The sequence below is a fragment of the Streptomyces sp. NBC_00038 genome, assembly GCF_026343635.1.
GTDB lineage: Bacteria > Actinomycetota > Actinomycetes > Streptomycetales > Streptomycetaceae > Streptomyces.
Map to the genome: position 1 here is coordinate 4,907,390 of NZ_JAPELQ010000001.1, position 23,130 is coordinate 4,930,519.

The window sequence follows — 23,130 nt, forward strand, 5'->3', positions numbered from 1 at the left end:
CCTCCCCGTGTCACATTCCGGCCCCCTGGAACAGTCAACACACCAGAGAGGCAACGCACCCGGAGCAGAGGGAGACCCCCAGCCATGCCCCACCTCACCGTCATCGGCGGCGGCTTCGCCGGACTCACCGCCGCCGTCAGCGCCGCCGAGACCGGTGCCAAGGTCACCGTGCACGAGGCCCACCACACGCTCGGCGGCCGGGCCCGCACCTCCGAGAGCCCCTACAAGACCAACGAAGGCCCGCACGCGCTGTACAGCGGCGGCCCGCACTGGAGCTGGCTCAAGCAGCGGAACCTGCTCGGACCGCTCGCCCCGCTCCCGCCCCTGGAAGCGGCCCGCCTCAGGCTCCACCACAAGGGCGCCCTGCGCCGCACCCCGCCCTTCGCGATGCTCAAGCTCCTGCGCCGTACGTCCCGACAGGCGCCCGTGGACGTCGACTTCATGACCTGGGCGACGGAACAGGCGGGCGAGGAGGGCGCTTTGGCCGCGGCGCACTACTCCGCCGTCGCCCTCTTCCACCACGACCCCGGCTCCCTCTCCGCGGCCTTCGTGCAGGAACGCCTGCGCCGCGCCACGAAGTTGCCCCCGGAGGCGCACTATCCGCGGGGCGGCTGGGCATCCGTCATCGACCGGATGGCGGCCCGCGCCTGGAAGCTCGGTGTCCGGATGGAGACCCTGTCGAAGGTCGACGCGCTGCCCCAGGACGGCCCCGTCGTCGTCGCCACCTCCCTCGACTCCGCCCGCCGCCTCCTCAGGGACGACTCGCTGACCTGGACGAGCGGCCGTACCGCACTCATCGACGTGGCCGTCCGCACCCGGCGGGGCGACGCGTTCGCCGTCTCCGACCTGGACGCACCCGGCTGGATCGAACGCTTCACCGCGCAGGACCGCACCCTCGCGCCGGCCGGGGAGCAGCTCGTCCAGGGGCAGATCCCGATCGCCCCGCACGAGTCCCGGGCCGACGGGATCGCCCGCGCCGAGCACCTGCTCGACCTCGCCTTCGACGGCTGGCGCGAGCGCGTGACCTGGCGGAGCGAGGCCACCGCCAACGGCCGTACCGGCGCGGTCGACCTGCCCGGCACGAGCTGGCGCGACCGGCCGGCCATCGACCGCGGCGACGGCGTCTACCTCGCGGGCGACCAGGTCGCCGCCCCCGGCGTGCTCTCGGAGGTCTCCTTCAACAGCGCGCTCGAAGCCGTGACGCTGGCCCTCCGGATCCGGGAACGCCTTGACCTCAAGCACGCTTGAGGTCAGAGGCTGGCCGTACGACGACTCCGAGGAGCTCCCATGCACGCCATCCGCCAGCACGCCTTCGGCCCGGCCGAGAACCTCTCGTACGAGCGGACCGAGGACCCTCGCCCGGGCCCGGGCCAGGTCCGTATCGCCGTCGCCGCGGCGGGCGTACACCTTCTCGACACCGCGATCAGGGAGGGCCTGCGGGGCCCGCTCCCGGAGCTCCCCGCCCTGCCCACGATCCCCGGCCGCGAGGTCGCCGGAACCGTCGAGTCCCTCGGCGAGGGTGTCGCCGGACTCTGGCTCGGCAAGCGCGTCGTCGCTCACCTCGGCTTCGCTCCCGGCGGGTACGCCGAACTCGCCGTCACCGACGTCGACCGCCTCCACGAGATCCCCGGGAACCTGGACTTCGCACAGGCCGTCGCGATGATCGGCACCGGGCGTACGGCGATGGGGATACTCCAGTTCACCGAACTCGGCCCCGACTCGGTGGCCGTGATCCTGGCGGCGGCGGGCGGCATCGGCACGCTGCTCGTGCAGTACGCGAAGCACGCGGGCGCCACCGTGATCGGGCTCGCGGGCGGTCCGGAGAAGGTGGCCCGGGTGGAGAAGAACGGCGCCGACCTGGCCGTCGACTACAAGGACCCGGACTGGCCGGAGAAGGTCCGCGCCTTCCTCGGTGCCAGAAAGGCGACCGTCGTCTTCGACGGCGTGGGCGGCGACACGGCCCGCGAGTCCGTCGGGCTCCTGGGCCCCGGCGGCACGCACCTCGTCTTCGGCTGGTCCGGCGAGGGCCTGCACAACGGCACCCCGCTGCTCGTCGAGGGCGTGTCCCAGGAGGTCCTCGGGCCCGTGATGATGCGGAAGGCGGGCGGCCCGAACCCCGTCCTCACCCTGGAACTGCGCTCCCTCGCCGAGGCCGCCGCGGGCCGGCTGACCCCGGCCGTGACGCGCTTCCCGCTCGCCGAGGCGGCCGCCGCCCACCGCGCCCTGGAGAACCGGGCCACGGTCGGCAAGGTGGTGCTGGAGACATGAGCGGCCGAAAAACCGGAGACAGGAACGACAGGACCGGAGACATGGACCACAAGACCGGAGATGCGATACACCCCGATTCATGGTCTTCTGACCGGGTGAGCCGCACCCAAACAGGTGAACCGGGTGGCCCGGCGGGCGCCGACCCCCGCCGCTGGTGGGCCCTGGTGATCATCGCCCTCGCCCAGCTGATGGTCGTCCTCGACGCGACCATCGTGAACATCGCTCTCCCCTCCGCACAGAGCGATCTGAACATGTCCGACGGCAACCGCCAGTGGGTCATCACCGCATACACCCTGGCCTTCGGCGGACTGCTCCTGCTCGGCGGCCGGATCGCCGACCTCGTGGGCCGCAAGCGCACCTTCATCTTCGGGCTCATCGGCTTCGCCGCCGCCTCCGCACTCGGCGGCGCCGCCACCGGCTCGGGCATGCTCTTCGCCGCCCGCGCACTCCAGGGCGTCTTCGCCGCCGTGCTCGCCCCCTCCGCGCTGTCCCTCCTCACGACCACGTTCACCGACCCGAAGGAGCGCGGAAAGGCCTTCGGGATCTACGGCGCCCTGGCCGGCTCGGGATCCGCGATCGGGTTCATCCTGGGCGGGGTCCTCACCGAGTACCTGAACTGGCGCTGGTGCCTGTACGTCAACGTCCCCATCGCCGTCATCGCGGTCTTCGGCGCGTTCGCGCTGCTGCACGACCGCCCGGGAAACACCGGCGCGCGTCTCGACGTACCCGGTGCGCTGATGGGCTGCGGCGGCCTGGTCGCGATCGTCTACGGGTTCAGCGAGGCCGAGTCGCGAGGCTGGACGGACTCACTGGTCCTGGGCCTCTTCGCGGCGGGCGTCGTGCTCCTGACGACCTTCGTGTGGTGGCAGACCAGGGCCCCGAGCCCGCTCCTCCCCCTGCACATCGTCAAGGACCGCAACCGCGCCGGCTGCTTCCTGACCATGGGGCTCGCCGTCATCGGCATGTTCGGCATGTTCCTCTTCATGACCTACTACCTGCAGGTCATCCTCGGCTACTCCCCCGTGAAGACGGGCCTGGCCTTCCTCCCCATGACCGCCGCGATCATCATCGGCTCGACGCAGATCTCCGCCCGGCTGATGAACCACGTGCCGCCCCGCGCCCTGATGGTCCCCGGCACGATCATCGCCGCCGGCGGCATGCTGGTCTTCACCCAGCTCACCGTCGACTCCGCCTACGCGACCCACCTGCTGCCCGGCCTGCTCCTCACCGGCCTCGGCATGGGACTGACCTTCATGCCGGTCTTCGCCACCGCCACCGCCGGGGTCGCCCCGCAGGACGCTGGCGTGACCTCCGCGACCGTCAACACCTCGCAGCAGGTGGGCGGTTCGATCGGCACGGCGCTGCTGAACACCATCGCCACCACCAGCGGCGCGGCGTACATCACCGCCCATCTGACCGACCCCTCCCAGCAGGAGCTGATCACCCGCGAGGGCATCGTCCACGGCTACACCGTCGCCCTCTGGTGGGCCACCGGCATCCTGCTCCTGGCGGGCCTGATCGCGGGCCTCATGGTCACGGCGAAGGCCCCCAAGCTCGCGGCACCCACGGGAGCGCCGGTCCCCGAGTCAGTCCGCTGACCGGGAGCCCAGCTTCGCGAGCGCGCCATCCGTCAGCCGGTACACCGTGCACTCGTCCTGCGGCCGCGCGCCCAGCGCCTCGTAGAACTCGATGGCCGGCCGGTTCCAGTTCAGCACCGACCACTCCAGCCGCTCGTACCCGCGCTCCACACAGATCCGCGCCAGCTCGGTCAGCAGCGCCTTCCCGTGCCCGCCGCCGCGCGCCTGGGGCCGTACGTACAGATCCTCCAGGTAGATCCCGTGCACCCCGCGCCACGTCGAGAAGTTCAGGAACCACACCGCGAACCCGACCACCTCACCCGCCGCATCCTGAGCGACATGCGCGAACGCGGCGGGCCGCTCCCCGAACAGCGCCTCCCGCAACTGCTCCTCAGAGGCCCGCGCCTCCTCCAACGCCTTCGTGTACTCGGCGAGTTCACGCACCAGGGCGTGAATGACGGGGACATCGGCGGGGGTCGCTGGGCGAATCATGGCCGCAGTGTCACATACGGGCACGGGCCGGACCCAGCGGATTTCAGCGCCGCCGGCCATCGACCGGGCACGGGGTCAGTGCCGCCCCGCCACCCGATCAGCCACCCGCGCCAGCCGCGACGACTCCGCGCTGTGCGTGGTCAGTTCGCGCCGGTCGGCCGTGCGGTAGGTGGCGTACATCCCGTGCACCCCGATCCAGCGGAACGGCTCCGGCTCCCACTTGCGCACCTTGTGATCGACCCAGGGCAGGCCGGTCAGTTCAGTGGCGCCCGACTGCCCGGAGTCCTGCTGGACGAGGTCGCGCAGGGTGCGGGCGGCGAGGTTGGTGGTGGCGACACCGGAACCGACGTAACCACCGGCCCAGCCGAGCCCGGTCGAACGGTCCAGGGTCACCGTGGCGCACCAGTCGCGCGGCACCCCGAGGACGCCCGACCACGCGTACTCCACCCCCAGTCCCGTCAGTGACGGGAAGAAGCGGACGAGGATCTCGCGCAGCGCCTCGACGGTCGCCGGCTGCGTACGCCCGTCGTTGTCGGTGCGCGATCCGAAGCGGTACGGGAAACCGCGGCCGCCGAGCGCGATCCGGCCGTCGGCGGTGCGCTGGGCGTACATGTACGCGTGCGCCATGTCGCCCAGGGTCTCCCGCCCCTCCCAGCCGATGGTCTCCCACTGCTCGGCGGTCAGCGGCTCCGTCGCGATCATCGACGAGTTCATGGGCAGCCAGGTCCGCTTCTGCCCCTTGAGGGAGGCCGTGAAGCCCTCCGTGCAGCGCAGCACGTACGGCGCCCGGACCGTGCCGTACGGAGTCACCGCGTGCTTCGGCCGGATCTCCGTGACCGGCGTCTGCTCGTGAATCGTCACGCCCAGCGCTTCGACCGCGACGGCCAGCCCCTTGACCAGCTTCACGGGGTGCAGCCTCGCCCCGTGCGGCGTCCATGTGGACCCCACCGCGTCCGCGACCCGGATCCGCTCGGCGGTCTCCACCGCGCCGTACAGCTCGCGGTCCTTCTCCCCGTACGACAACTCGTGCTCATGAAAGGCCTTGAGCCGCCCCAACTGAGCGGGCGTGTAAGCCACTTCCAGGACGCCACCTTGATGGATGTCGGCGTCGATCCCCTCGTCCGAGGCGACCCGCACCACCTCGTCGACCGTCTCGTTCATGGCCCTCTGAAGGCGTACGGCCGCCTCCTGGCCGTGCAGCTTCGCGTACCGGTCCCGGCCCGCGATGCCGTTGTACAGCCAGCCGCCGTTGCGCCCCGAAGCGCCGTACCCGCAGAACTTCTGCTCCAGGACGGTGATCCGCAGGAACGGCGCCGCCTTCTTCAGGTAGTACGCGGTCCACAGACCCGTGTAGCCGCCGCCGACGATGACCACGTCCGCGGAGGCGTCACCGGGCAGGGGCTCGCGCGGCGCGGGGATGCCGTCGTCCGCGTACCAGAAGGAGATGCCGCCGTTGACCGTACTGCTGCTCATGACCGGGACGCTAACCCCTGAGGGCGGCCACTGTCTCCTTCGGATTCCATGCTTTTCCGCGCCCCCTGACCAGCGGATAACAGGCAAGACCGATCACCACCGAGGCGAAATGCCCGAGATCGGTGAAGGTACGGCCGGTCGCCAGCGGCACCCCGTACACGACGAGCACGACCACCACGTACGGATACCTCCAGGGCACCGCGATCCGGTACGTCAGCACCGCGATCACCCCCGCCAGCGCGTAACTCACCCCGATGTCCAGGGTGTTGACCGCCGAATGCGGCGCCATCCCGTGCCGGATCGCCAACAGCAGCGCCCCCTCGCTGATCAGCGTCGCCAGCACATGCGCGGCCACACAGACCACCAGCCACCGCGCGGTACCCAGCCAGTGCTCCGCCTGCGCGTGGAAGACGGTGTACAGAACGGCGTACGGCAGCCAGTGCCCGCCGTCGATCCACATCGCGCTGGAGAAGAGCACCCGCACCGGATTGCTCGACAACTCATGGATGTTGGTGGACCGCTGCCGCAGGAAGTCCTCCTCGAAATCCGGCGACATGTGGTGCATGGCCACAGTCGTGACGAAGAGGATCGCCAGCCAGATGTACGTTCCCGGAGCACGGCCGACGTACGACCGGGCGGCGCGCGAAACTCGACTCATGGGGTGATTGTGGTGGCGTGGGACGTCCGGCTGCTGGAACGGGGAACGGAGTTTCTGGAGCGGTGGGGGCTCCGGCAGGAGGGACGGCCGATGAGCGGGCGGGCGTCGGTCGTGCTGCCCGTGGTGCGCGGCGACGGGACACGGGCCGCGCTCAAACTCCAGAACCTCGACGACGAGACGGCCGGCGAGGCACTCGCACTGCGGACCTGGGGCGGCGACGGTTCCGTACGCCTCCTCGACGAGGACCCGGACTCCGGCACGCTGCTCCTGGAGCGACTCGACGAGGACCGCCCGCTGGCCGCCGTACCGGATGTGATGGAGGCGACCGGGATCCTCGCGGACCTCCTCGCGCGCCTGGCGTCCCTGCCGGCACCGGCGGGACTGCGGCGACTCGGCGATCTCGCGGCGGGCATGTTCGACCGGCTGCCGGCGGTGTTGGAGACCCTGCACGACGAGGACGACCGACAGCTGCTGCGGAACTGCGCCGCCGCGCTCCGCGAGGTCGCCGACGAGCCGGGAGACCGCCTCCTGCACTGGGACCTCCACTTCGAGAACATCCTCGCGGCCGACCGCGAACCCTGGCTGGCCATCGACCCGAAGCCGCTCGCCGGAGACCCCTGCTTCGAGTTGCTGCCCGCACTCTGGAGCCGCTTCGAGGAAGGCCGGCTGCTACGCCGCTTCGACCTGCTGACGGAAGCCCTGCACGCCGACCGGGAACGGGCCCGGGCCTGGACGCTGGGGCGCGTCCTGCAGAACTCGCTGTGGCGGGTGGAGGACGGGCAGGGCCTGGTCACGGAGCAACGGGCCATCGCGCGGACGCTGCTGGATTCGCGGGGACGCGGCTGACTCGGGTGGTGCTGAGTACACGGCCGAAGGCGTCTCAGAACTCCTTCGCCGGCCAGTCCAGCAGCCGGGCCCCGATGACCGCCGTCTGAAGCGTGTAACGGTTCACCGGGTCGGCCGGACTCGCGCCGGTGAGCTTGTGGATACGGTCCAGCCGGTAGGTGAGGGCACGGACACTCAGCGACAGACGCCGGGCCGCCTCCGCGGCGACACAGCCGGAATCGAAGTACGCGGTGAGGGTGTCCAGGAGCGGCTGAGCGCCGCCCCGGGCCTGCCGAAGAGGGCCCAGAGCACTGAGGACCAGGTCGGCCATGGCCTGCCGGTCGCGGGTGAGGACCGGGTAGACGAGCAGGTCGGCGGCCCGCAGCACGGGGGAATCGAGTTCCAGGCGTTCGGCCAGGTCGAGAGCGTTCAGGGCCTCCTCGTACGAATGGACCACCCCGCCCGGGCCGGGCTGCGGCCGACCGATGGCGACCTGCCCCCCGTCCATCACGGCGTACGCCTGCTTCGCGAAGTAGGCGAGCACGTCCTCCTGGTCACCTGGCGCGATACACACCAGGCGCCCGTCCTTCGTCGTCACCAGGATGCTGCGGTCACCGAACCGGCCGATCAACGCGCGCTCCACCTCGCGCGGCACGGTGTCCCCCTCGTCGTACCCGGAATCACCCTGGGCCACGGCGACGGCATGCGCGTGCGACAGACGCAGCCCGAAGCGTTCGGCCCGCTCGGCGAGCAGACCCAAGTCACTGCGCCCGTAGAGCAGATCGTCGATGAACTCCCGGCGCGCGGCCTCCTCCTGCCGTACGGCGAGGAGTTGCGCCCGCTCATAGCCCTCGGCAACAGCATCGACGGCCTGCTCCACAGCGGCCAGCGTGCCGTCGGAGGCGGCGACCGGCCAGTGGACGCGAGTGGCGGCCAGATACGCACCGACCAGGGCACGCAACCCGTACCCCGCCTCGGCCGCCCGCTCGCCCAAGGCCCGGCGGGAGTCCAGCTCGTCACGGGTCAGCCGACGACCGGTCGCGGAGGCGTCGGCGAGGATCCGCGCATACCCGTCCAAAAACTCCTCGGGTATGTCCCGCCCCGCCATCTGCGCCCCCGGATTCCTGATGAGCCGTTGACGCCTTTCTAACGCATGAGGCTGTGGCGCGACCCGACGGGGCACGGGCTCACTGCCGGGATACGGCAGCCCGAACGGCTTCCCGGGTGGCGGCGGGACCCTCACGAGTGTGCGGTACGCCGACCGACAGCGACGCGATTCATTCGAGGGCCGCCTCCGATCACCCTGGACACTCGACCGGGCTGGTCCCCGGTGCCGGCCGTCTCCCCCGTCGACGCTCCGGCACCGGGGCCCTATCCGTCCCCCCGTTTCTGCCCTCCCATCCTGACCCGCCACCAGCACCCACCGCATTGCCGGATCCCGGCAGCGTTTACGCGCCCTTGATGCCGGACACCACTCCCTGCCAACACGACGTCAGGAATGCGTAGGGTCCCGCGCGCGCCGCGCCCGGCCCATCTCCCGAACGGGCACCCGAACGGAATGAACGAGGCCTGATCGGGTCCGGCATCAAGAACGCGTAAAGACTGCCGGAGCACGGCAATGCGCACAGACGTACGAACCAGGCAGAATGCTCATCGATCGAGGTGACCGGCGCGGACGGAGGAGGTGGACCGGGTGACTCTGTTTCTTGGTCTCGGCATCGCGGGGATCGCTCTGCTGCTCCTGACGCTCGTCTTCGACGGCGTACTCGAAGGCCTCTTCGGCGGGGCCGGCGTCCTGGACGGGCTCTTCGACGGGCTGCTCTCGCTGCCCGTCATCGCCGGTTTCGTCTCGATGCTCGGCTTCGGCGGCGCGCTCGTCCTCGGCACGACCGGGCTCGGCGCCGGACCCGCCACCGCCGTGGGCATCGGCGCGGGGGCCGGAGCGGGCTGGCTGACCTGGAGGTTCAGCCGCGCCCTGATGCGCGACGACCCCGCCGCCACCCCGCGCGGCACCGACCTCGTGGGCAGCTCGGGCTCCGTCGTCACCCCGATCCCGGCCGACGGGTACGGCGAGGTGCTGGTGTATCTCGCGGGCCAGCCGCTGAAGTTGGCGGCCAAGAGCCCCCTGCCGGTGGCACGGGGCACCGAGATCTGGGTCGCGGAATCCCTGTCGCCGACATCGGTGGCGGTCCGCCCGGTCCAGCGCTGAGCAACGCCGTGGAGCCCTGAACAGCCGCTCCACCACACATCGTTCGTCACTCACACGCAGAAGGCCAAAGGCCAAAAAGCCATGAGGCCATGAGGCCATGCATAGCCCGTATGCCCGTACTGATCTGATCTGATCTGATCTGCCACCCGCGGGGCGGCAGGGGGGAATTCACCATGAGTCCAGTCATCACCGCAGTCCTGGGGGTCGTCGCCCTCCTCGTACTGCTCGCCCTCGTCGTCGTCACCCGGTACAAGGTGGCCGGGCCGAGCCAGGCGTTCATCGTCACCGGACGGCGCGGCAAGAAGGCCACCGACCCGGACACCGGACGCGTGTTCACCGACAACAGCGGGCAGAAGGTCGTGGTCGGCGGCGGCGTGTTCGTCGTGCCGTTCGTCCAGCAGAAGTTCACCCTCGACCTGTCCAGCCGGCACATCCCCATCGCGGTGCGCGGCGCGGTCACGCTGCGGGGCGTGAAGGCGCATCTGGAGGGCGTGGCGATCGTCAAGGTCGGCGGCACCGAAGACTCCATACGCGCCGCCGCCCAGCGGTTCCTGATGCAGCAGGACGGAATCGTCGGCTTCACCCAGGAGGTGCTCTCCGGCGCGCTGCGCTCCATCGTCGGCCGCATGTCGGTGGAGGACATCATCCGCGACCGTGCCGCGTTCGCCGGCCAGGTCGCGGAGGAGGCCGAGGCCAGCCTGTCCGGGCAGGGCCTGGTCCTCGACGCCTTCCAGATCCAGGACATCACCACCGAGGGCTCCTACCTGGAGGACCTCGGCCGCCCCGAGGCCGCCCGCGCCAAGCAGGAGGCCGACATCGCCGAGGCCGTGGCCCGGCGCGCCGCCGAACAGGCCCGCCTGAAGGCCGAGGAGGAGATCGCGATCGCCCAGCGGACCTTCGCCCTCAAGACCGCGGAGATCAAGGCCGAGACGGACGAGGCGGCGGCCCGTGCCGCGGCCGCCGGCCCGCTGGCCGAGGCGGCGCGCTCGCAGGAGGTCCTCGCCGAACAGGAGAAGGTCGCCCAGCGCCAGGCCGCGCTGACCGACCGCGAGCTGGACACCAAGGTCCGCAAGCCCGCCGACGCCGCCCGCTACCAGGCCGAGCAGGAGGCCGAGGCCCGCCGCATCGCCCTGGTCAAGGAGGCCGAGGCGGACGCCCAGCGATCCCGGCTGACCGGTGAGGGCGAGAAGGCACACCGCGCGGCGCTTGCCGACGCCGTCCGCATCGAGGGCGAGGCGGAGGCCGCGGCGATCGGCGCGAAGGGCGCCGCCGAGGCCGAGGCGATGCGCAAGAAGGCCGACGCGTTCGCCCAGTACGGCGACGCCGCCGTGCTCCAGATGCTCGTCGAGGTACTGCCCCAGGTCGTCGCCAAGGCATCCGAGCCACTCAGCGCGATCGACAAGATGACGGTGATCTCGACGGACGGCGCGAGCCAACTCTCACGCACCGTCGCCGACAACGTCGCCCAGGGCGTCGAACTCCTCAGCTCCACCACGGGAGTCGACCTCGCCGAACTGCTGAAGAACATCACCGCACCCAAGGCCAAAGCGGTGGAGGCCAACGGGAAGATCGAGGTCACCGGCTGAAGTGGCCTCCGTTCCCTGCCACTACGGCGACGGGGGTGCCGCCCGACAGGGACGGCACCCCCATCCCCATGTCGGCAACGAACCGGCGGCGAAGACTGCCGGTTCCGGTCGTGTGCCGCAATTTCGCGCCCTGAAACGATCTCCCCGCTGACAATGAACAGTCAGCCACTCTTCAACCTGGGGGATAGAACATGAGACTGACCCGCGCGGCGCTCATCGTGACCGCGGGCGCACTGGCCCCGGCCCTGCTGCTCTCCACACCGGCCTTCGCCGCCGACACGACGACCTCACCGGTCACGGCGTCGGCCACGACGGACACAGTCGCGGACTCGCCGTACGACTCGATGACGGAGGAGGAACTCCGTATCGAGATCGCCCGCATCCTGGCGGACGAGAGCACCGGCAAGGGTGTGCGCAGGGAGGCCAACGAAGCCCTCGACGGCACCGCCGACGACATGCGCTACTTCCTGGAAACGGGCCGCTGGATAGCCCAGGACGAGGACAACTCCTTCGCCATCGTCAAGATCCTGGCCGACCCCACCACAGGCAAGGCCGTCCGCAGGGAGGCCAACAAGGCCCTCGACGGCACCCCCGCGGACAGGACCTACTTCCTGGAAACCGGCCGAGCAATCGCCCAGGCCGAGGACGACCGAGTCGCCATCGCCACGATCCTGGCCAACCCCGACATCAGCGCCGCCCTGCGCGCGGCAGCCGAAGAGGCGATAGACGGCACCCCGGAGGAGATGCGCTACTTCCTGGAGGTCGGGCAGTACGAGGTGGACGGCTAGGAGCGGTCGGGTCGGGTCGACCAACCTGAAGCCGACACAAAAGACCAGGTCAGATGGCATCTGACCTGGTCTTGGGTGATGAGGTGGAGCCCCCTGTCGGATTCGAACCGACGACCTACGCATTACAAGTGCGTTGCTCTGGCCATCTGAGCTAAGGAGGCCTGCACGCGCGCGTGCTCGGCGTGCGGGCAGGCACGCCCGAGCAGTGTACCCACGTCACAGGCGCGGCCTGTCGAAAATTTCCTCGAACTTCATCGGTGCCCGAGTACTGACAGATCCGGTGAACGCGGGGTAGCGTCCAGAACCAGTTCACCCATGTGGACTACACCACTATGGAACGTTCGACGCGCTCCGTAGTGGACCACCACCTTTACAACGGATCGTCCGGCACGTTCCTGCCGGTGAAGGGGGCCCTCACCATGGCCACTGTCTCGTTCAACAAGGCGACCCGCATCTACCCGGGTGGCGACAAGCCCGCCGTCGACCAGCTCGAGCTCGATGTCGCGGACGGCGAGTTCCTCGTCCTCGTCGGTCCCTCCGGCTGTGGAAAGTCGACCTCCCTGCGCATGCTCGCGGGTCTCGAGGACGTCAACGCCGGCTCGATCCACATCGGTGACCGTGACGTCACGCACCTGCCGCCCAAGGACCGGGACATCGCCATGGTGTTCCAGAACTACGCGCTGTACCCGCACATGACGGTCGCCGACAACATGGGCTTCGCGCTCAAGATCGCCGGCGTCAACAAGGCCGAGATCCGCCAGAAGGTCGAGGACGCGGCGAAGATCCTCGACCTCACCGACTACCTCGCGCGCAAGCCGAAGGCCCTCTCCGGCGGTCAGCGCCAGCGTGTCGCGATGGGTCGCGCCATCGTGCGTGAGCCCCAGGTGTTCCTCATGGACGAGCCGCTGTCGAACCTCGACGCCAAGCTCCGTGTGTCCACCCGTACGCAGATCGCGTCGCTGCAGCGCCGTCTCGGCATCACCACCGTGTACGTCACCCACGACCAGGTCGAGGCCATGACCATGGGCGACCGTGTGGCCGTGCTGAAGGACGGTCTGCTCCAGCAGGTCGACTCGCCGCGCAACATGTACGACCGGCCGAACAACCTGTTCGTCGCCGGGTTCATCGGCTCGCCGGCCATGAACCTCGTCGAGGTCCCGATCACCGACGGCGGTGTGAAGTTCGGCAACAGCGTGGTGCCGGTCAGCCGTGAGGCGCTGTCCACCGCGGCCGACCGCGGTGACCGCACGGTCACGGTCGGCGTCCGCCCGGAGCACTTCGACATCGTCGAGCACAACGGCGAGGCCGCGAAGTCCCTGACGAAGGACACCGAGGACGCCCCGGCAGGCCTGGCCGTCTCCGTGAACGTCGTCGAGGAGCTCGGCGCCGACGGCTACGTCTACGGCAGCGCGAAGGTCGACGACAACCTCACGGACCTGGTCGTCCGCGTCAGCGGCCGCGCGGTCCCGGAGAAGGGCTCCACGCTGCACGTCGTGCCGCGTCCGGGCGAGCTCCACGTGTTCTCGACCTCCACGGGCGAGCGCCTCTCCGACTGAGGCCCTCCGACCGGGGCGCCGAGGCCACAAGGCCGAGGCAAGCCACGGCCGTTCAACACCCCCGTACGGGGTGAATTCACCCAAGTTGACGAAGAAGGCCCCGCAGCCTGCTGCGGGGCCTTCTTCGTTGTCGACAAATACCCCGGCAGACCGGTCATTTCGATACGTGTACGTCAACGCACTGCCGTGAATTCGCCGCTTTCCCGTCCCTCGAACCGGTGACTAAATGTCGCCAAATCATCACCCCGCGCTACCCTCACTCGCGTGAAGCACTCCACCACTAACCAACGGACCCGGCGTGGCCGTGGCCCCGCCCGTCGGGTCGGCCGCACCCTCGCCCTCGTTCTGCCTGTCGTCCTGGTGCTCTCCGGGACCCTCGCGGTCACCCGAGTCAACTGGTCGGGGACCACCTCGAACTCGGTGCTCACCGCCGCCGAAGCGTCCTCCGCGGATGTCTCCACTCGCGCCGTGTCCCGCACCCCGCAGGACATCCTGCGCGACAAACTCCTGCTGGAGCTCCAGGAGAAGAACCCGGGCGTCGCCCTCACCCACCTCCAGGAGGCGGTGAACGGCCGCCCGTCGCTCGCGAAGCACTGCGTCTCCATCGCCCGCGCACTGGGCCGCGCCGCGGTCCGTGCGTACGGCCCGACGCGCGCCCAGTCGTTCGCCAGGCCGGTCTGCGACACGTCCTTCGCCTCGGGGGTCGCGACCACGCACTTCTGAGCCGAGGGCGACCGTTCAAATACGGCTGGTTACGGAATGGTTGCCGACGAAAGCCGCGAGCGGGGCGCGACGTACAGTTCGGGCATGACCGATCCGAACGCCGCGTCGCGTCCCGTTCAAGCCGTTGTCCTGGCCGGTGGCCAGGGCTCCCGCCTGCGTCCTTACACCGACGACCGGCCCAAGCCGATGGTCGAGATCCCCGGCACCGGGACCCCGATCATCGGCCATCAGCTGACCTGGCTCGCCGAAGAGGGCGTGACCGATGTGGTGGTCAGCTGCGGCCACCTCGCCGAGGTCCTGCAGAAGTGGCTGGACTCCGCCGACCTCCCGGTCAATGTGACGACGGTCGTCGAGTCGGAGCCGCTGGGCCGCGGCGGCGGTCTCAAGTACGCCGCCGCGCACCTCCCCCACCCGGACCGGCCCTGGTTCGCGACGAACGGTGACATCTGGACCCGTTTCTCGCTGCGCGACATGGCGGACTTCCACGCCGAGCGCGACGCCGTCGCGACCCTCGCGCTGGCCCGCCCGCGCATACCGTGGGGCGCCGTCAAGACGGACGGCTTCGGGCACATCACGGACTTCATCGAGTCCCCGCCGACCCAGCACGAGATCAACGCGGGCGTGTACGTCTTCGCCCCCGAGTTCGCCGATCTGCTCCCCGAGCGCGGCGACCACGAGCGCACCACGTTCCCGCACCTGGCCCGCGAACGCCGCCTGGCCGGCTTCTCACTCCCGCAGGGCGCCTACTGGCGCGCCATCGACACCGCGAAGGACCTCACGGAGGCGGCGAAGGAGCTTGCGGCGCTGGGGCGTTGAGCAGCCCCCCAGCGGCACGACGCAGAGATTACGACGATGGGGCCCCGCGCATCACAAGCGCGGGGCCCCATCCTCGTACCGCCCGAAGGGAGTTACCCCAGGAGGCCGCCCACCAGCCCCGGCTGCCCGGTGGAGCCTCCGCTGTCGGAGCCGCCTCCGGTCGAGCCCGAGCCGCCCGTGGAGCCGCCGCTCGACGTGCCTCCGCTGGACGTCGGGCCGGCGCTGGTGCTGGGCGCCTGGTCGGCCGGTGAGGACTGCTGGGGCGGGGCCTGGCCGCTGCTGCCCTGGGTCTGGCTGGGGCCGCTGGTGGCGGTGCCCGTGCCGGTGTCGCGGGCCGCGCCCGGCGTGGTGGCCGCCGTGTCCGGCGGGGCCGAGGCGGCGCCCTGGGTGGGTGCCTCGGAGGCCGACGGGGTGGGCTTGTCGCTGCGCTTGCCCGGCGTCTCGGGGAGCGGGGAGCCCGGCAGTTCGTTGCGCGGGGCCTCGCCGGGTCCCGGGACGACGATCCGGTCGGCGTCGCGGACGGCTCCGCCGAGGAGCGAGCCGACGAGCAGCGTGACGCCGACGGCGATGGCCGTGATGAGCGCGCCCCGGCGCAGTACGCGCAGGCGCAGTTCCCAGATCTCGGCGCGCGGTCCGAGGGTGCGCCAGGCCTCGCCGGCGAGGCGTCCGTCGACGGAGTAGACGGGGGCGCCCGCGATGATCAGCGGGGACCAGGCGGCGAGGTAGATGATGTCGGGCGCGTCGTAGACGGGCACCGTCTTCCAGCTGACGGTGAGCAGGAGTGCGGCCGACAGGAGCGCGCCGACGACGGCGGCGACCCGCTGCCACAGGCCGAGGACCGTGAGGACGCCCACGATGACCTGGAGGAAGGCGATGACGAGGCCGGCGCCGACGGGGTGGTGGAGCGCGAACTGCCGCAGTGGCTCGGCGACTTCCCAGGGGTGCAGTGTGTTGAGCCACTTGACCATGGAGCCGCGTTCGCCGCCGTCGAAGTAGACGGGGTCGCAGAGTTTGCCCATGCCGGCGTAGATGGAGATGAAGCCGAGGAAGACGCGCAGTGGGAGGAGGACGACGCCGAGGTTCATCCGGCGGCCGGGGTAGTAGGCGTGCCGCACGGGGTCGGCGCCGTGCCGCCTGGCGGGGGTGTCGCCGTCGTCGAAGTGCTCCGGGTCTTCCTCGAACTCCTCGCCCGCGTAGCCGGGTTCGTCGTACGCGCTGCCCACCGAGCGCATGTTCGGCAGCAGGCGGGTGTCGCCGGAGTCGTGGCTGCGCTGACTGCCGACGATGGGCGTCTCGACGGTTTCGACGGTCATGTCGGCGTCGTAGTCGTGGTGTTCGTCGATGCGCGGGATGACCTGGGTCGCTCCGGCGTCGCCCGCCGGGGCGGGGGCGCCGTGGCCGACGCTGGTGCTCCGCACGGCCTGGAGAAGCCGGTGGGCGCCGGTGTCGTCCGGCGCGGACTTCCCGCTCCAGACGACGGGCGCGCGACGGCGGCCACCGGCGGCGGCGCCCGCCCCACCGGCCGCGCCCGCTCTGCCCGCCGTACCGACGGCGGCGATGCGCGCGGTGTCGTCGGTGGCACTCAAGTGCCGTGCGATACGCGGGGATTGGCTCCGCGATGGGGCGCCTAGCTGCACGCGGAAGCTCGCATGATTGACGATGACCTGCGCCGGATCGCTCGGCACCTTCACCATGCTCAGCGCGGGAGCGTCGTCGAATCCCGACGAGCGGTCCCCCGTGGGTGTGCGGGGTGTTCTGGTGTCCACACTCATCTAACCGAGTGACGTGTGTTTAGGACACTGCTTTGACCGCGCCGATGTGTCCGGACCGCGTCAACATCAACCTGAACATCCTGATTACCCCACGGGGGTGACTACGCACACATGTGTTCAGGCGCGTCGCCGCGCCGCCTCGTAGAGCACAACTCCCGCCGCGACACCGGCGTTCAGCGACTCGGCGCCACCGGGCATCGGGATCCGTACCCGGTAGTCGCAGGTCTCCCCGACGAGCCGGGACAGCCCCTTGCCCTCGCTGCCGACGACGATGACGACGGGACCGCCGAGGGCCGCCAGTTCGCCGACCTCGGCCTCACCGTCGGCGGCGAGACCGACGACGGCGATGCCCGCCTTCTTGTACGCCTCCAGGGCGCGCGTCAGATTCGTGGCGCGGGCGACGGGGGTACGGGCGGCGGTGCCGGCGGACGTCTTCCAGGCACCGGCGGTCATGCCGGCCGCGCGCCGCTCGGGTACGACCACGCCGTGGCCGCCGAAGGCGGTGGCGGACCGGACGATGGCGCCGAGGTTCCGGGGGTCCGTGATGCCGTCGAGGACGACGATCAGCGGGTCCTCGCCGGCGTCGTAGGCGGCGGCGACGAGGTCCTCGGGGTGCGCGTACTCGTACGGCGGGACCTGGAGGACGAGACCCTGGTGGTTGAGCCCGTTGGTCATCCGGTCCAGCTCGGGGCGCGGAGCCTCCATGAGGTGGATGCCGCCGCGGTCCGCCACCAGCTGGAGCGCCTCGCGTACCCGCTCGTCGTTGTCGATGAACTGCTGGACGTACAGCGTCACCGCGGGGACGCCCTCGCGCAGCGCCTCCACGACGGGGTTGCGTCCGACGACCATCTCGGACGTGCCCTTGCCGCCGCGTCCCCTGGTGGGGGCGGGACGGCGCACGGCCTGCCGGGCCTGGGCATTGGCGACCCGGTTCTTCTTGTGACCCTTGCGCGCCTCGGCGGGCGGGGTCGGGCCCTTGCCTTCCAGGCCCCGGCGTCGCTGGCCGCCACTGCCGACCTGCGCGCCCTTCTTGCCGGACATGCGGCGGTTGTTAGCGGCCATGACCTACCCGTCTCTACTCATTGCTCGTTGCTCATCGCTCATGGAAGAGCGTGACGCGTGCGTACGTACGTATATGCAGTGTGCCGCCCGGAGAGCCGGGCGGCACAATCGATCAAGGTCGACGGGGGTCGACCGGGGGACGCTCAGCGCGGCCCGAGTGTCCAGCGCGGCCCCTGCGGGCCGTCCTCGATGACGAGCCCCGACTGGTTGAGCTGGTCGCGGATCGCGTCGGCGGTGGCCCAGTCCTTGCGGCCGCGCGCCGCCTCGCGCTGCTGGAGCACGAGGCGTACGAGGGTGTCGACGGCGCCGTGCAGATCCTCGCCGCGGTCGTTCTCGCCGGCCCAGTGCGGGTCGAGCGGGTCGAGCCCGAGGACGCCGAGCATGGCCCGGACCTCGGCGAGGCGCGCCACGGCGGCTTCCTTGTCGTCGGCGGCCAGCGCGCTGTTGCCCTGCCTAACGGTCGTGTGCACGATGGCGAGCGCCTGCGGCACGCCCAGGTCGTCGTCCATCGCCTCGGCGAAGGCGGGCGGGACCTCGGCGGCGGGCTCGACGACGCCTCCCGCCTTCTCCACCACTCGCTGTACGAAGCCCTCGATGCGCGCGAACGCCGACTCGGCCTCGCGCAGGGCCTCTTCGCTGTACTCGATCATCGAGCGGTAGTGCGGGGTGCCGAGGTAGTAGCGCAGCACGATGGGCCGCCACTGCTTGACCATCTCGCTGACGAGCACCGAGTTCCCGAGGGACTTCGACATCTTGTCGCCGCTCATGGTCACCCAGGCGTTGTGCACCCAGTACTTGGCGAACTCGTCGCCGAACGCCTTGGCCTGCGCGATCTCGTTCTCGTGGTGCGGGAAGATCAGGTCGAGCCCGCCGCCGTGGATGTCGAAGGCGGTGCCCAGGTACTTGTGGGCCATGGCGCTGCACTCGAGGTGCCAGCCGGGCCTGCCGCGCCCCCAGGGCGTCTCCCAGGTCGGCTCGCCGGGTTTGGCGGTCTTCCACATGGCGAAGTCACGCGGGTCCCGCTTGCCGGTCTCACCCTCGCCGGAGGGCTGGAGCAGGTTGTCCAGCTCCTGGTTGGACAGCGCCAGGTACTCGTCGTACGACCGCACGTCGAAGTAGACGTTCCCGTCCGCCTCGTACGCGTGCCCGCGCTCGATGAGGCCGCGCATCATCTCGACCATCTCGGTGATGTGCCCGGTGGCGCGCGGCTCGTAGGTGGGCGGCAGGCAGCCGAGCACGGCATAGCCGTCGTTGAAGGCGCGCTCGTTCTCGTACCCGATCGACCACCAAGGGCGGCCCTGCTCGGCCGACTTGGCGATGATCTTGTCGTCGATGTCCGTGACGTTCCGGATGAAGGTCACGTCATAGCCGCGGTACTCGAACCAGCGGCGCATGATGTCGAAGTTGAGGCCCGAGCGGATGTGCCCGATGTGCGGTGCGGCCTGCACGGTGGCACCACAGAGGTAGATCGAGACACAGCCCGGAATGAGCGGGGTGAAGTCACGGATCTGCCGGGCGCTGGTGTCGTACAGGCGAATCGTCACCACTCCAGGGTAGTGGGCGGTGGGTAGTGCCCAGCGACCCTTCTGGCCCAACTCAGCCCAACTCAGCCCGTCCGGCGTTTGAGGACGAGCCCTTCGGGCGAACGGGGGTCTGGGGGCGCCGCATCCATTGGCGGCTCCGCCGCGGGCCCCAGAAACGGGACGGGAAGGGGCGGAGGGGGCGAAAAACCACCTCCAACCCGGTCAACCCACCCGCACCACCAACGCCGTGGCCACCGCCATCAGCCCTTCGCCCCGACCGGGAAACCCGAGCCCATCGGTGGTCGCCCCGGAGACCGACACCGCCGCCCCCACCGCGTCGGACAGAATCTTCTGCGCCTCGTCCCGCCGCTTGCCGATCTTCGGCCGGTCCCCGACCACCTGCACGGCGACGTTGCCGATGACGAACCCGGCGGCACGCACGATCCGGGCGGCCTCCGTCAGCAGCGTGACGCCCGAGGCCCCGGACCACTCGGGCCGCCCGGTCCCGAAGTGGGCACCGAGGTCCCCGAGCCCGGCGGCGGAGAACAGGGCGTTGCACGCGGCGTGCGAGACGACGTCCGCGTCGGAGTGCCCCGCGAGCCCGGGCCCCTCCCCCTCCCACAACAGCCCGGCGCACCACAGCTCACGCCCGTCCTCGAAGGCGTGGATGTCGGTGCCGATACCGACCTGGGGCAGCAGCGGACCCCCCGGCGGCAGCCGGACGTCGGACGCTTCAGAACCCATCGTTGGCCCTCCTCCGTGCGAGAACCGCCTCCGCGAGCACCAGGTCCAGCGGACGGGTCACCTTGAACGCCTCCTCGTGCCCGGGCACCACCACGACCCGCAGTCCGAGCTGCTCGACCATGCTGGCGTCGTCGGTCACGTTGTCGGTGACGGTCTCGTGGGCCCGTACGAGGGTGGCCCGGTCGAACCCCTGCGGAGTCTGCACGGCCCGCAGCCGGGCCCGCTCGGGCGTGGCCACGACGGGCTCGGGCGCGCCGGGAACGGTCGCGGGCTCGACCTGCTTGACGGTGTCGGCGAGCGGCAGGGCCGGTACGACGGCGGGGGCGCCGTCCCGTACGGCCTCGATGACCGCGTCGACCGTGTCGACGGGTACGAGGGGGCGGGCCGCGTCGTGCACGAGGACGATGTCGATGCCGGGGGGCAGCGCGTCTAGGCCGTACTTCACGGACTCCTGGCGGCTGTCGCCGCCGGGGACGACGAGGAAGTCGGTCCGCTCGGGCAGCGCGTGAGCGTCGAGCAGGGTCTTCACCTCGCCGGCGCCGTCGGGCGGGGCCACGACCACGACCAGCGAGACGGCTCGGGAGGCGGCCATCGCGCGGACGGCGTGGACGAGCATCGGTGTGCCGTTCAGTGCGCGGAGCGCCTTGGGTGCGCCCGGACCGAGGCGCACGCCCCGGCCGGCGGCCGGAATCACGGCCGCGGTACGGAGGCCCGCTGCGATGGGGGCTTCCGAAGGCGAGGGACGCGAATCGTCAGACATCGGTTCCTGTCAGGTTTGTGTGCTCGGCCGAGTTGGGTATGGCCACAGCGTGCCGGGCGCGACGCCTTGACCGGACCCTTCCGTGACATCTGGTCGAGGCAGCTGCCCGGGCCCGGCACACCAAGTGCGCGGGGCTCTTGCAATTCTGGCACCGGGCAGTTCCGGTTCCCGGACCGGGTGCGGGTACGAACATGCCGCAGCGCCCGGCGACAGCTAATGCGTCATCGGGCACCGCGGCATTTCATTGCACGCATCTCAAATTGCACTGCGCTGACTTATGCGTACGTCAAGACGGCTACGACCGTCGTCTCGGCGATTGCATACGTCGGGACGATTTCCGTCTCGGCGACTGCCGGCGTCAGGACGCGAGAACCTCGTCGAGCAGGGCCTCGGCCTTGTCCTCGTTCGTGTTCTCCGCGAGAGCGAGCTCGCTCACCAGGATCTGGCGGGCCTTGGCGAGCATGCGCTTCTCACCGGCGGAGAGTCCACGCTCGCGCTCACGACGCCACAGGTCACGTACGACTTCCGCGACCTTGATGACATCGCCGGAGGCGAGCTTCTCCAGATTTGCCTTGTAACGGCGCGACCAGTTCGTGGGCTCCTCGGCGTACGGCGCACGCAGCACCTCGAAGACCCGGTCCAGCCCTTCCTGACCGACCACATCACGCACGCCGACGAACTCCGCATTGTCCGCTGGCACACGCACCGTCAGGTCGCCCTGAGCGACCTTCAGCACCAAGTAGGTCTTGTCCACGCCTTTGATCTGGCGAGTTTCGATAGCCTCGATCAGCGCGGCCCCGTGATGGGGATAGACCACGGTGTCGCCAACCTTGAACGTCATGTGACAGGTACCCCTTCCGTGGCTATCCAGGGTAACACGGAAACTGCGTCTTCTGAATGGCGTTTTCGCAGGTCAGGGCATATCTCGGGGCTTGACAACCGCAACAGGAACGTGCTGCGAGAGGCGAGCGGAAGAGGGTATTCGCAGGTCGGGGCGGCTGTCCAGGGGAAGTGAAACGCGCACGTTACACACACCGGAAGCCGCTGACCAGGGTCTTAACGTCCCGTTTTGTCCGGCCCCAAGAGCTCGACTTCCGCTACTCCGTTCGATGACCGGAGTCGGGTACGAGACGAATCCGGAATTGATCACGGCCTTCGGTGAACTGCCGATGATCTACCGGCGGCCTTAGATCTACTCGGGGCCTTACCGGCGGTCCAACCCGCGATCTACCGATGATCTGCCGAGTCATCTGCCGATGATCAATTTTTCTGGGCCACCGGACATTCCTTGCGCGAAATCCGCAAGCGGCAGTCGGTGGTAGTTATGTGAATGCCGGACGAGTACGGGCTCAAAGTAGCCGAAGAGACGGAGGAGGCGGGTGCGACGGGCGGGGCGCGCGCACGGCGCACGGGAGCCCGTCGGTGCGTAGGGGCGGGTCGGGTGCGGCGGCCTGGGAACGGCTCGGTAACCTAAGCCCGCTGACAGACCCTTAGGACGGCTTTACAACGGGGCCGCCCGACTTCACACACGTTCAAGGAGTTGCCGCAGCCGTGAGCAGCAGCCTTCGACGCGGCGCTCTCGCCGCCGCCGCCATCGCGTTCTCGATCGCCTCACTCGCCGCGTGCGCCGCCGGCAACAACGCACAGACCCTGGAAGTGAAGCCGGACAACGCCGCGACCGCCGTCGGCGACATCAAGATCCAGAACGCCGTCGTCATCACCCAGCCGGACCTGGAGGCGACGGGCCCTGCCGCGATCTCCGCGACCGTGTTCAACAACGGTGACACCGCGCAGACGCTGGACTCGATCACCGTCGCCGCCAGCGGCAAGACCGCCGAGATCAAGCCTGCCGAGGGTTCCGGCAAGCTGACGGTCCCGGCGGGCGGCTACGTCATCCTCGGCGGCAAGGGCAACGCCGCCGCGGTGCTGGCCAGCGGCAATGACGCCATCGTGGACGGCAACGCCCAGAAGATCACCTTCAACTTCAGCCAGACGGGTGACGTGAGCCTGCGCGCGTTCGTCATCCCGGCCGAGAGCTACTTCACCGGGTGGGGCCCGAGCGACGTGCCCTCGACGCCGGAGGCCACGGCCACCGCGGGCACCGAGCCGTCGGAGTCGGCCTCGCCGTCCGCCTCGACCTCGGAGTCGCCGGCCGAATCCGTGTCGGGTACGCCCACCGACGCGGCGTCTGCCTCGGTCTCCGCGGCGGCCCACTGAGCCACGCACGCACGAAGGGCGGTACCCCGAGGGGTGCCGCCCTTCGTCGTGCGCAAGCAAACAGCCAAGCGGCCGGACAGC

20 protein-coding genes, 1 tRNA gene and 1 pseudogene are annotated in these 23,130 nt (G+C 70.2%); 11 read left to right on the top strand and 11 right to left on the bottom strand.

The features are described 5' to 3' along the window. Positions 1 to 84 precede the first annotated feature (84 nt). From OG219_RS22055 to OG219_RS22065, 3 genes are all read left to right on the top strand, one after another. Positions 85 to 1,248 (top strand): NAD(P)-binding protein, encoded by a 1,164-nt coding sequence (locus OG219_RS22055; RefSeq protein ID WP_266829059.1) that lies wholly within the window; start codon positions 85 to 87, stop codon positions 1,246 to 1,248. A 39-nt stretch (positions 1,249 to 1,287) separates the two neighbouring features. Beyond that, positions 1,288 to 2,268, top strand: coding sequence for a zinc-binding dehydrogenase (locus OG219_RS22060; protein WP_266829061.1), 981 nt, complete (start codon positions 1,288 to 1,290; stop codon positions 2,266 to 2,268). A 164-nt stretch (positions 2,269 to 2,432) separates the two neighbouring features. After that, positions 2,433 to 3,866, top strand: coding sequence for an MFS transporter (locus tag OG219_RS22065; RefSeq protein WP_323183352.1), 1,434 nt, complete (start codon positions 2,433 to 2,435; stop codon positions 3,864 to 3,866). On the opposite strand, the gene OG219_RS22070 is transcribed toward OG219_RS22065, so the two are convergent. From OG219_RS22070 to OG219_RS22080, 3 genes are all read right to left on the bottom strand, one after another. Next, the gene (locus OG219_RS22070) at positions 3,855 to 4,337 is read right to left on the bottom strand and encodes a GNAT family N-acetyltransferase (RefSeq protein WP_266829065.1); all 483 of its coding nucleotides are present in this window, start codon (positions 4,335 to 4,337) and stop codon (positions 3,855 to 3,857) included. The genes OG219_RS22065 and OG219_RS22070 overlap by 12 nt on opposite strands. A 75-nt stretch (positions 4,338 to 4,412) precedes the next feature. Next, complete coding sequence (locus OG219_RS22075) at positions 4,413 to 5,810, bottom strand: FAD-binding oxidoreductase (RefSeq protein ID WP_266829067.1); 1,398 nt, start codon at positions 5,808 to 5,810, stop codon at positions 4,413 to 4,415. A 10-nt stretch (positions 5,811 to 5,820) separates the two neighbouring features. After that, positions 5,821 to 6,468, bottom strand: coding sequence for a rhomboid-like protein (locus OG219_RS22080; RefSeq protein ID WP_266829069.1), 648 nt, complete (start codon positions 6,466 to 6,468; stop codon positions 5,821 to 5,823). A gap of 51 nt (positions 6,469 to 6,519) precedes the next feature. On the opposite strand from OG219_RS22080, the pseudogene OG219_RS22085 reads away from it, so the two are divergent. After that, positions 6,520 to 7,314, top strand: a pseudogene (locus OG219_RS22085) (aminoglycoside phosphotransferase family protein); the annotation flags it as partial. Positions 7,315 to 7,348: 34 nt separating this feature from the next. On the opposite strand, the gene OG219_RS22090 reads toward OG219_RS22085, so the two are convergent. Beyond that, positions 7,349 to 8,401 (bottom strand): CdaR family transcriptional regulator, encoded by a 1,053-nt coding sequence (locus OG219_RS22090; RefSeq protein ID WP_266829071.1) that lies wholly within the window; start codon positions 8,399 to 8,401, stop codon positions 7,349 to 7,351. Positions 8,402 to 8,986: 585 nt separating this feature from the next. Here OG219_RS22090 and OG219_RS22095 point away from each other — a divergent pair. The 3 genes from OG219_RS22095 (at position 8,987) to OG219_RS22105 (ending at position 11,876) form a co-directional block, all read left to right on the top strand. Then, complete coding sequence (locus tag OG219_RS22095; RefSeq protein WP_266829073.1) at positions 8,987 to 9,502, top strand: hypothetical protein; 516 nt, start codon at positions 8,987 to 8,989, stop codon at positions 9,500 to 9,502. Between the two features lie 173 nt (positions 9,503 to 9,675). After that, positions 9,676 to 11,088: a flotillin family protein gene (locus tag OG219_RS22100; RefSeq protein ID WP_266829075.1), complete on the top strand. Its 1,413-nt coding sequence runs from the start codon at positions 9,676 to 9,678 to the stop codon at positions 11,086 to 11,088. Between the two features lie 191 nt (positions 11,089 to 11,279). After that, a complete protein-coding gene (locus OG219_RS22105; RefSeq protein ID WP_266829077.1) occupies positions 11,280 to 11,876 on the top strand; it encodes an ALF repeat-containing protein in 597 nt (198 codons plus the stop codon). 84 nt (positions 11,877 to 11,960) lie between these two features. On the opposite strand, the gene OG219_RS22110 is transcribed toward OG219_RS22105, so the two are convergent. Next, positions 11,961 to 12,037: transfer RNA gene (locus tag OG219_RS22110), tRNA-Thr, on the bottom strand. A 258-nt stretch (positions 12,038 to 12,295) separates the two neighbouring features. Here OG219_RS22110 and OG219_RS22115 point away from each other — a divergent pair. The 3 genes from OG219_RS22115 (at position 12,296) to OG219_RS22125 (ending at position 14,971) form a co-directional block, all read left to right on the top strand. Continuing rightward, complete coding sequence (locus OG219_RS22115; RefSeq protein ID WP_266836181.1) at positions 12,296 to 13,432, top strand: ABC transporter ATP-binding protein; 1,137 nt, start codon at positions 12,296 to 12,298, stop codon at positions 13,430 to 13,432. 264 nt (positions 13,433 to 13,696) lie between these two features. Then, positions 13,697 to 14,155, top strand: coding sequence for a hypothetical protein (locus tag OG219_RS22120; protein WP_266459454.1), 459 nt, complete (start codon positions 13,697 to 13,699; stop codon positions 14,153 to 14,155). A gap of 84 nt (positions 14,156 to 14,239) precedes the next feature. Beyond that, complete coding sequence (locus OG219_RS22125; RefSeq protein ID WP_266829079.1) at positions 14,240 to 14,971, top strand: nucleotidyltransferase family protein; 732 nt, start codon at positions 14,240 to 14,242, stop codon at positions 14,969 to 14,971. A 92-nt stretch (positions 14,972 to 15,063) separates the two neighbouring features. Here OG219_RS22125 and OG219_RS22130 read toward each other — a convergent pair whose 3' ends face one another. The 6 genes from OG219_RS22130 to OG219_RS22155 all read right to left on the bottom strand — a co-directional run bounded on the left by OG219_RS22130 (position 15,064) and on the right by OG219_RS22155 (position 21,673). Then, on the bottom strand, positions 15,064 to 16,743 hold the full coding sequence (locus OG219_RS22130) for a DoxX family protein (protein ID WP_266829081.1): 1,680 nt from the start codon (positions 16,741 to 16,743) through the stop codon (positions 15,064 to 15,066). A gap of 117 nt (positions 16,744 to 16,860) precedes the next feature. After that, positions 16,861 to 17,805 (bottom strand): 23S rRNA (guanosine(2251)-2'-O)-methyltransferase RlmB, encoded by a 945-nt coding sequence (gene rlmB, locus OG219_RS22135; protein WP_266829083.1) that lies wholly within the window; start codon positions 17,803 to 17,805, stop codon positions 16,861 to 16,863. 143 nt (positions 17,806 to 17,948) lie between these two features. Next, complete coding sequence (cysS, locus tag OG219_RS22140; protein WP_266829085.1) at positions 17,949 to 19,349, bottom strand: cysteine--tRNA ligase; 1,401 nt, start codon at positions 19,347 to 19,349, stop codon at positions 17,949 to 17,951. 201 nt (positions 19,350 to 19,550) lie between these two features. Next, on the bottom strand, positions 19,551 to 20,072 hold the full coding sequence (gene ispF, locus OG219_RS22145; protein ID WP_266829087.1) for a 2-C-methyl-D-erythritol 2,4-cyclodiphosphate synthase: 522 nt from the start codon (positions 20,070 to 20,072) through the stop codon (positions 19,551 to 19,553). Further along, the gene (gene ispD, locus OG219_RS22150; RefSeq protein WP_266829089.1) at positions 20,062 to 20,832 is read right to left on the bottom strand and encodes a 2-C-methyl-D-erythritol 4-phosphate cytidylyltransferase; all 771 of its coding nucleotides are present in this window, start codon (positions 20,830 to 20,832) and stop codon (positions 20,062 to 20,064) included. Before ispD ends, ispF begins: the two co-directional genes overlap by 11 nt. Positions 20,833 to 21,190: 358 nt before the next feature. Next, entirely contained in the window at positions 21,191 to 21,673 is a 483-nt protein-coding gene (locus OG219_RS22155; RefSeq protein ID WP_006380568.1) for a CarD family transcriptional regulator, read from the bottom strand. A gap of 710 nt (positions 21,674 to 22,383) precedes the next feature. Between OG219_RS22155 and OG219_RS22160 the strand changes: the two genes are divergently transcribed. Beyond that, positions 22,384 to 23,049: a DUF461 domain-containing protein gene (locus OG219_RS22160; protein ID WP_266829091.1), complete on the top strand. Its 666-nt coding sequence runs from the start codon at positions 22,384 to 22,386 to the stop codon at positions 23,047 to 23,049. Positions 23,050 to 23,130 lie beyond the last annotated feature (81 nt).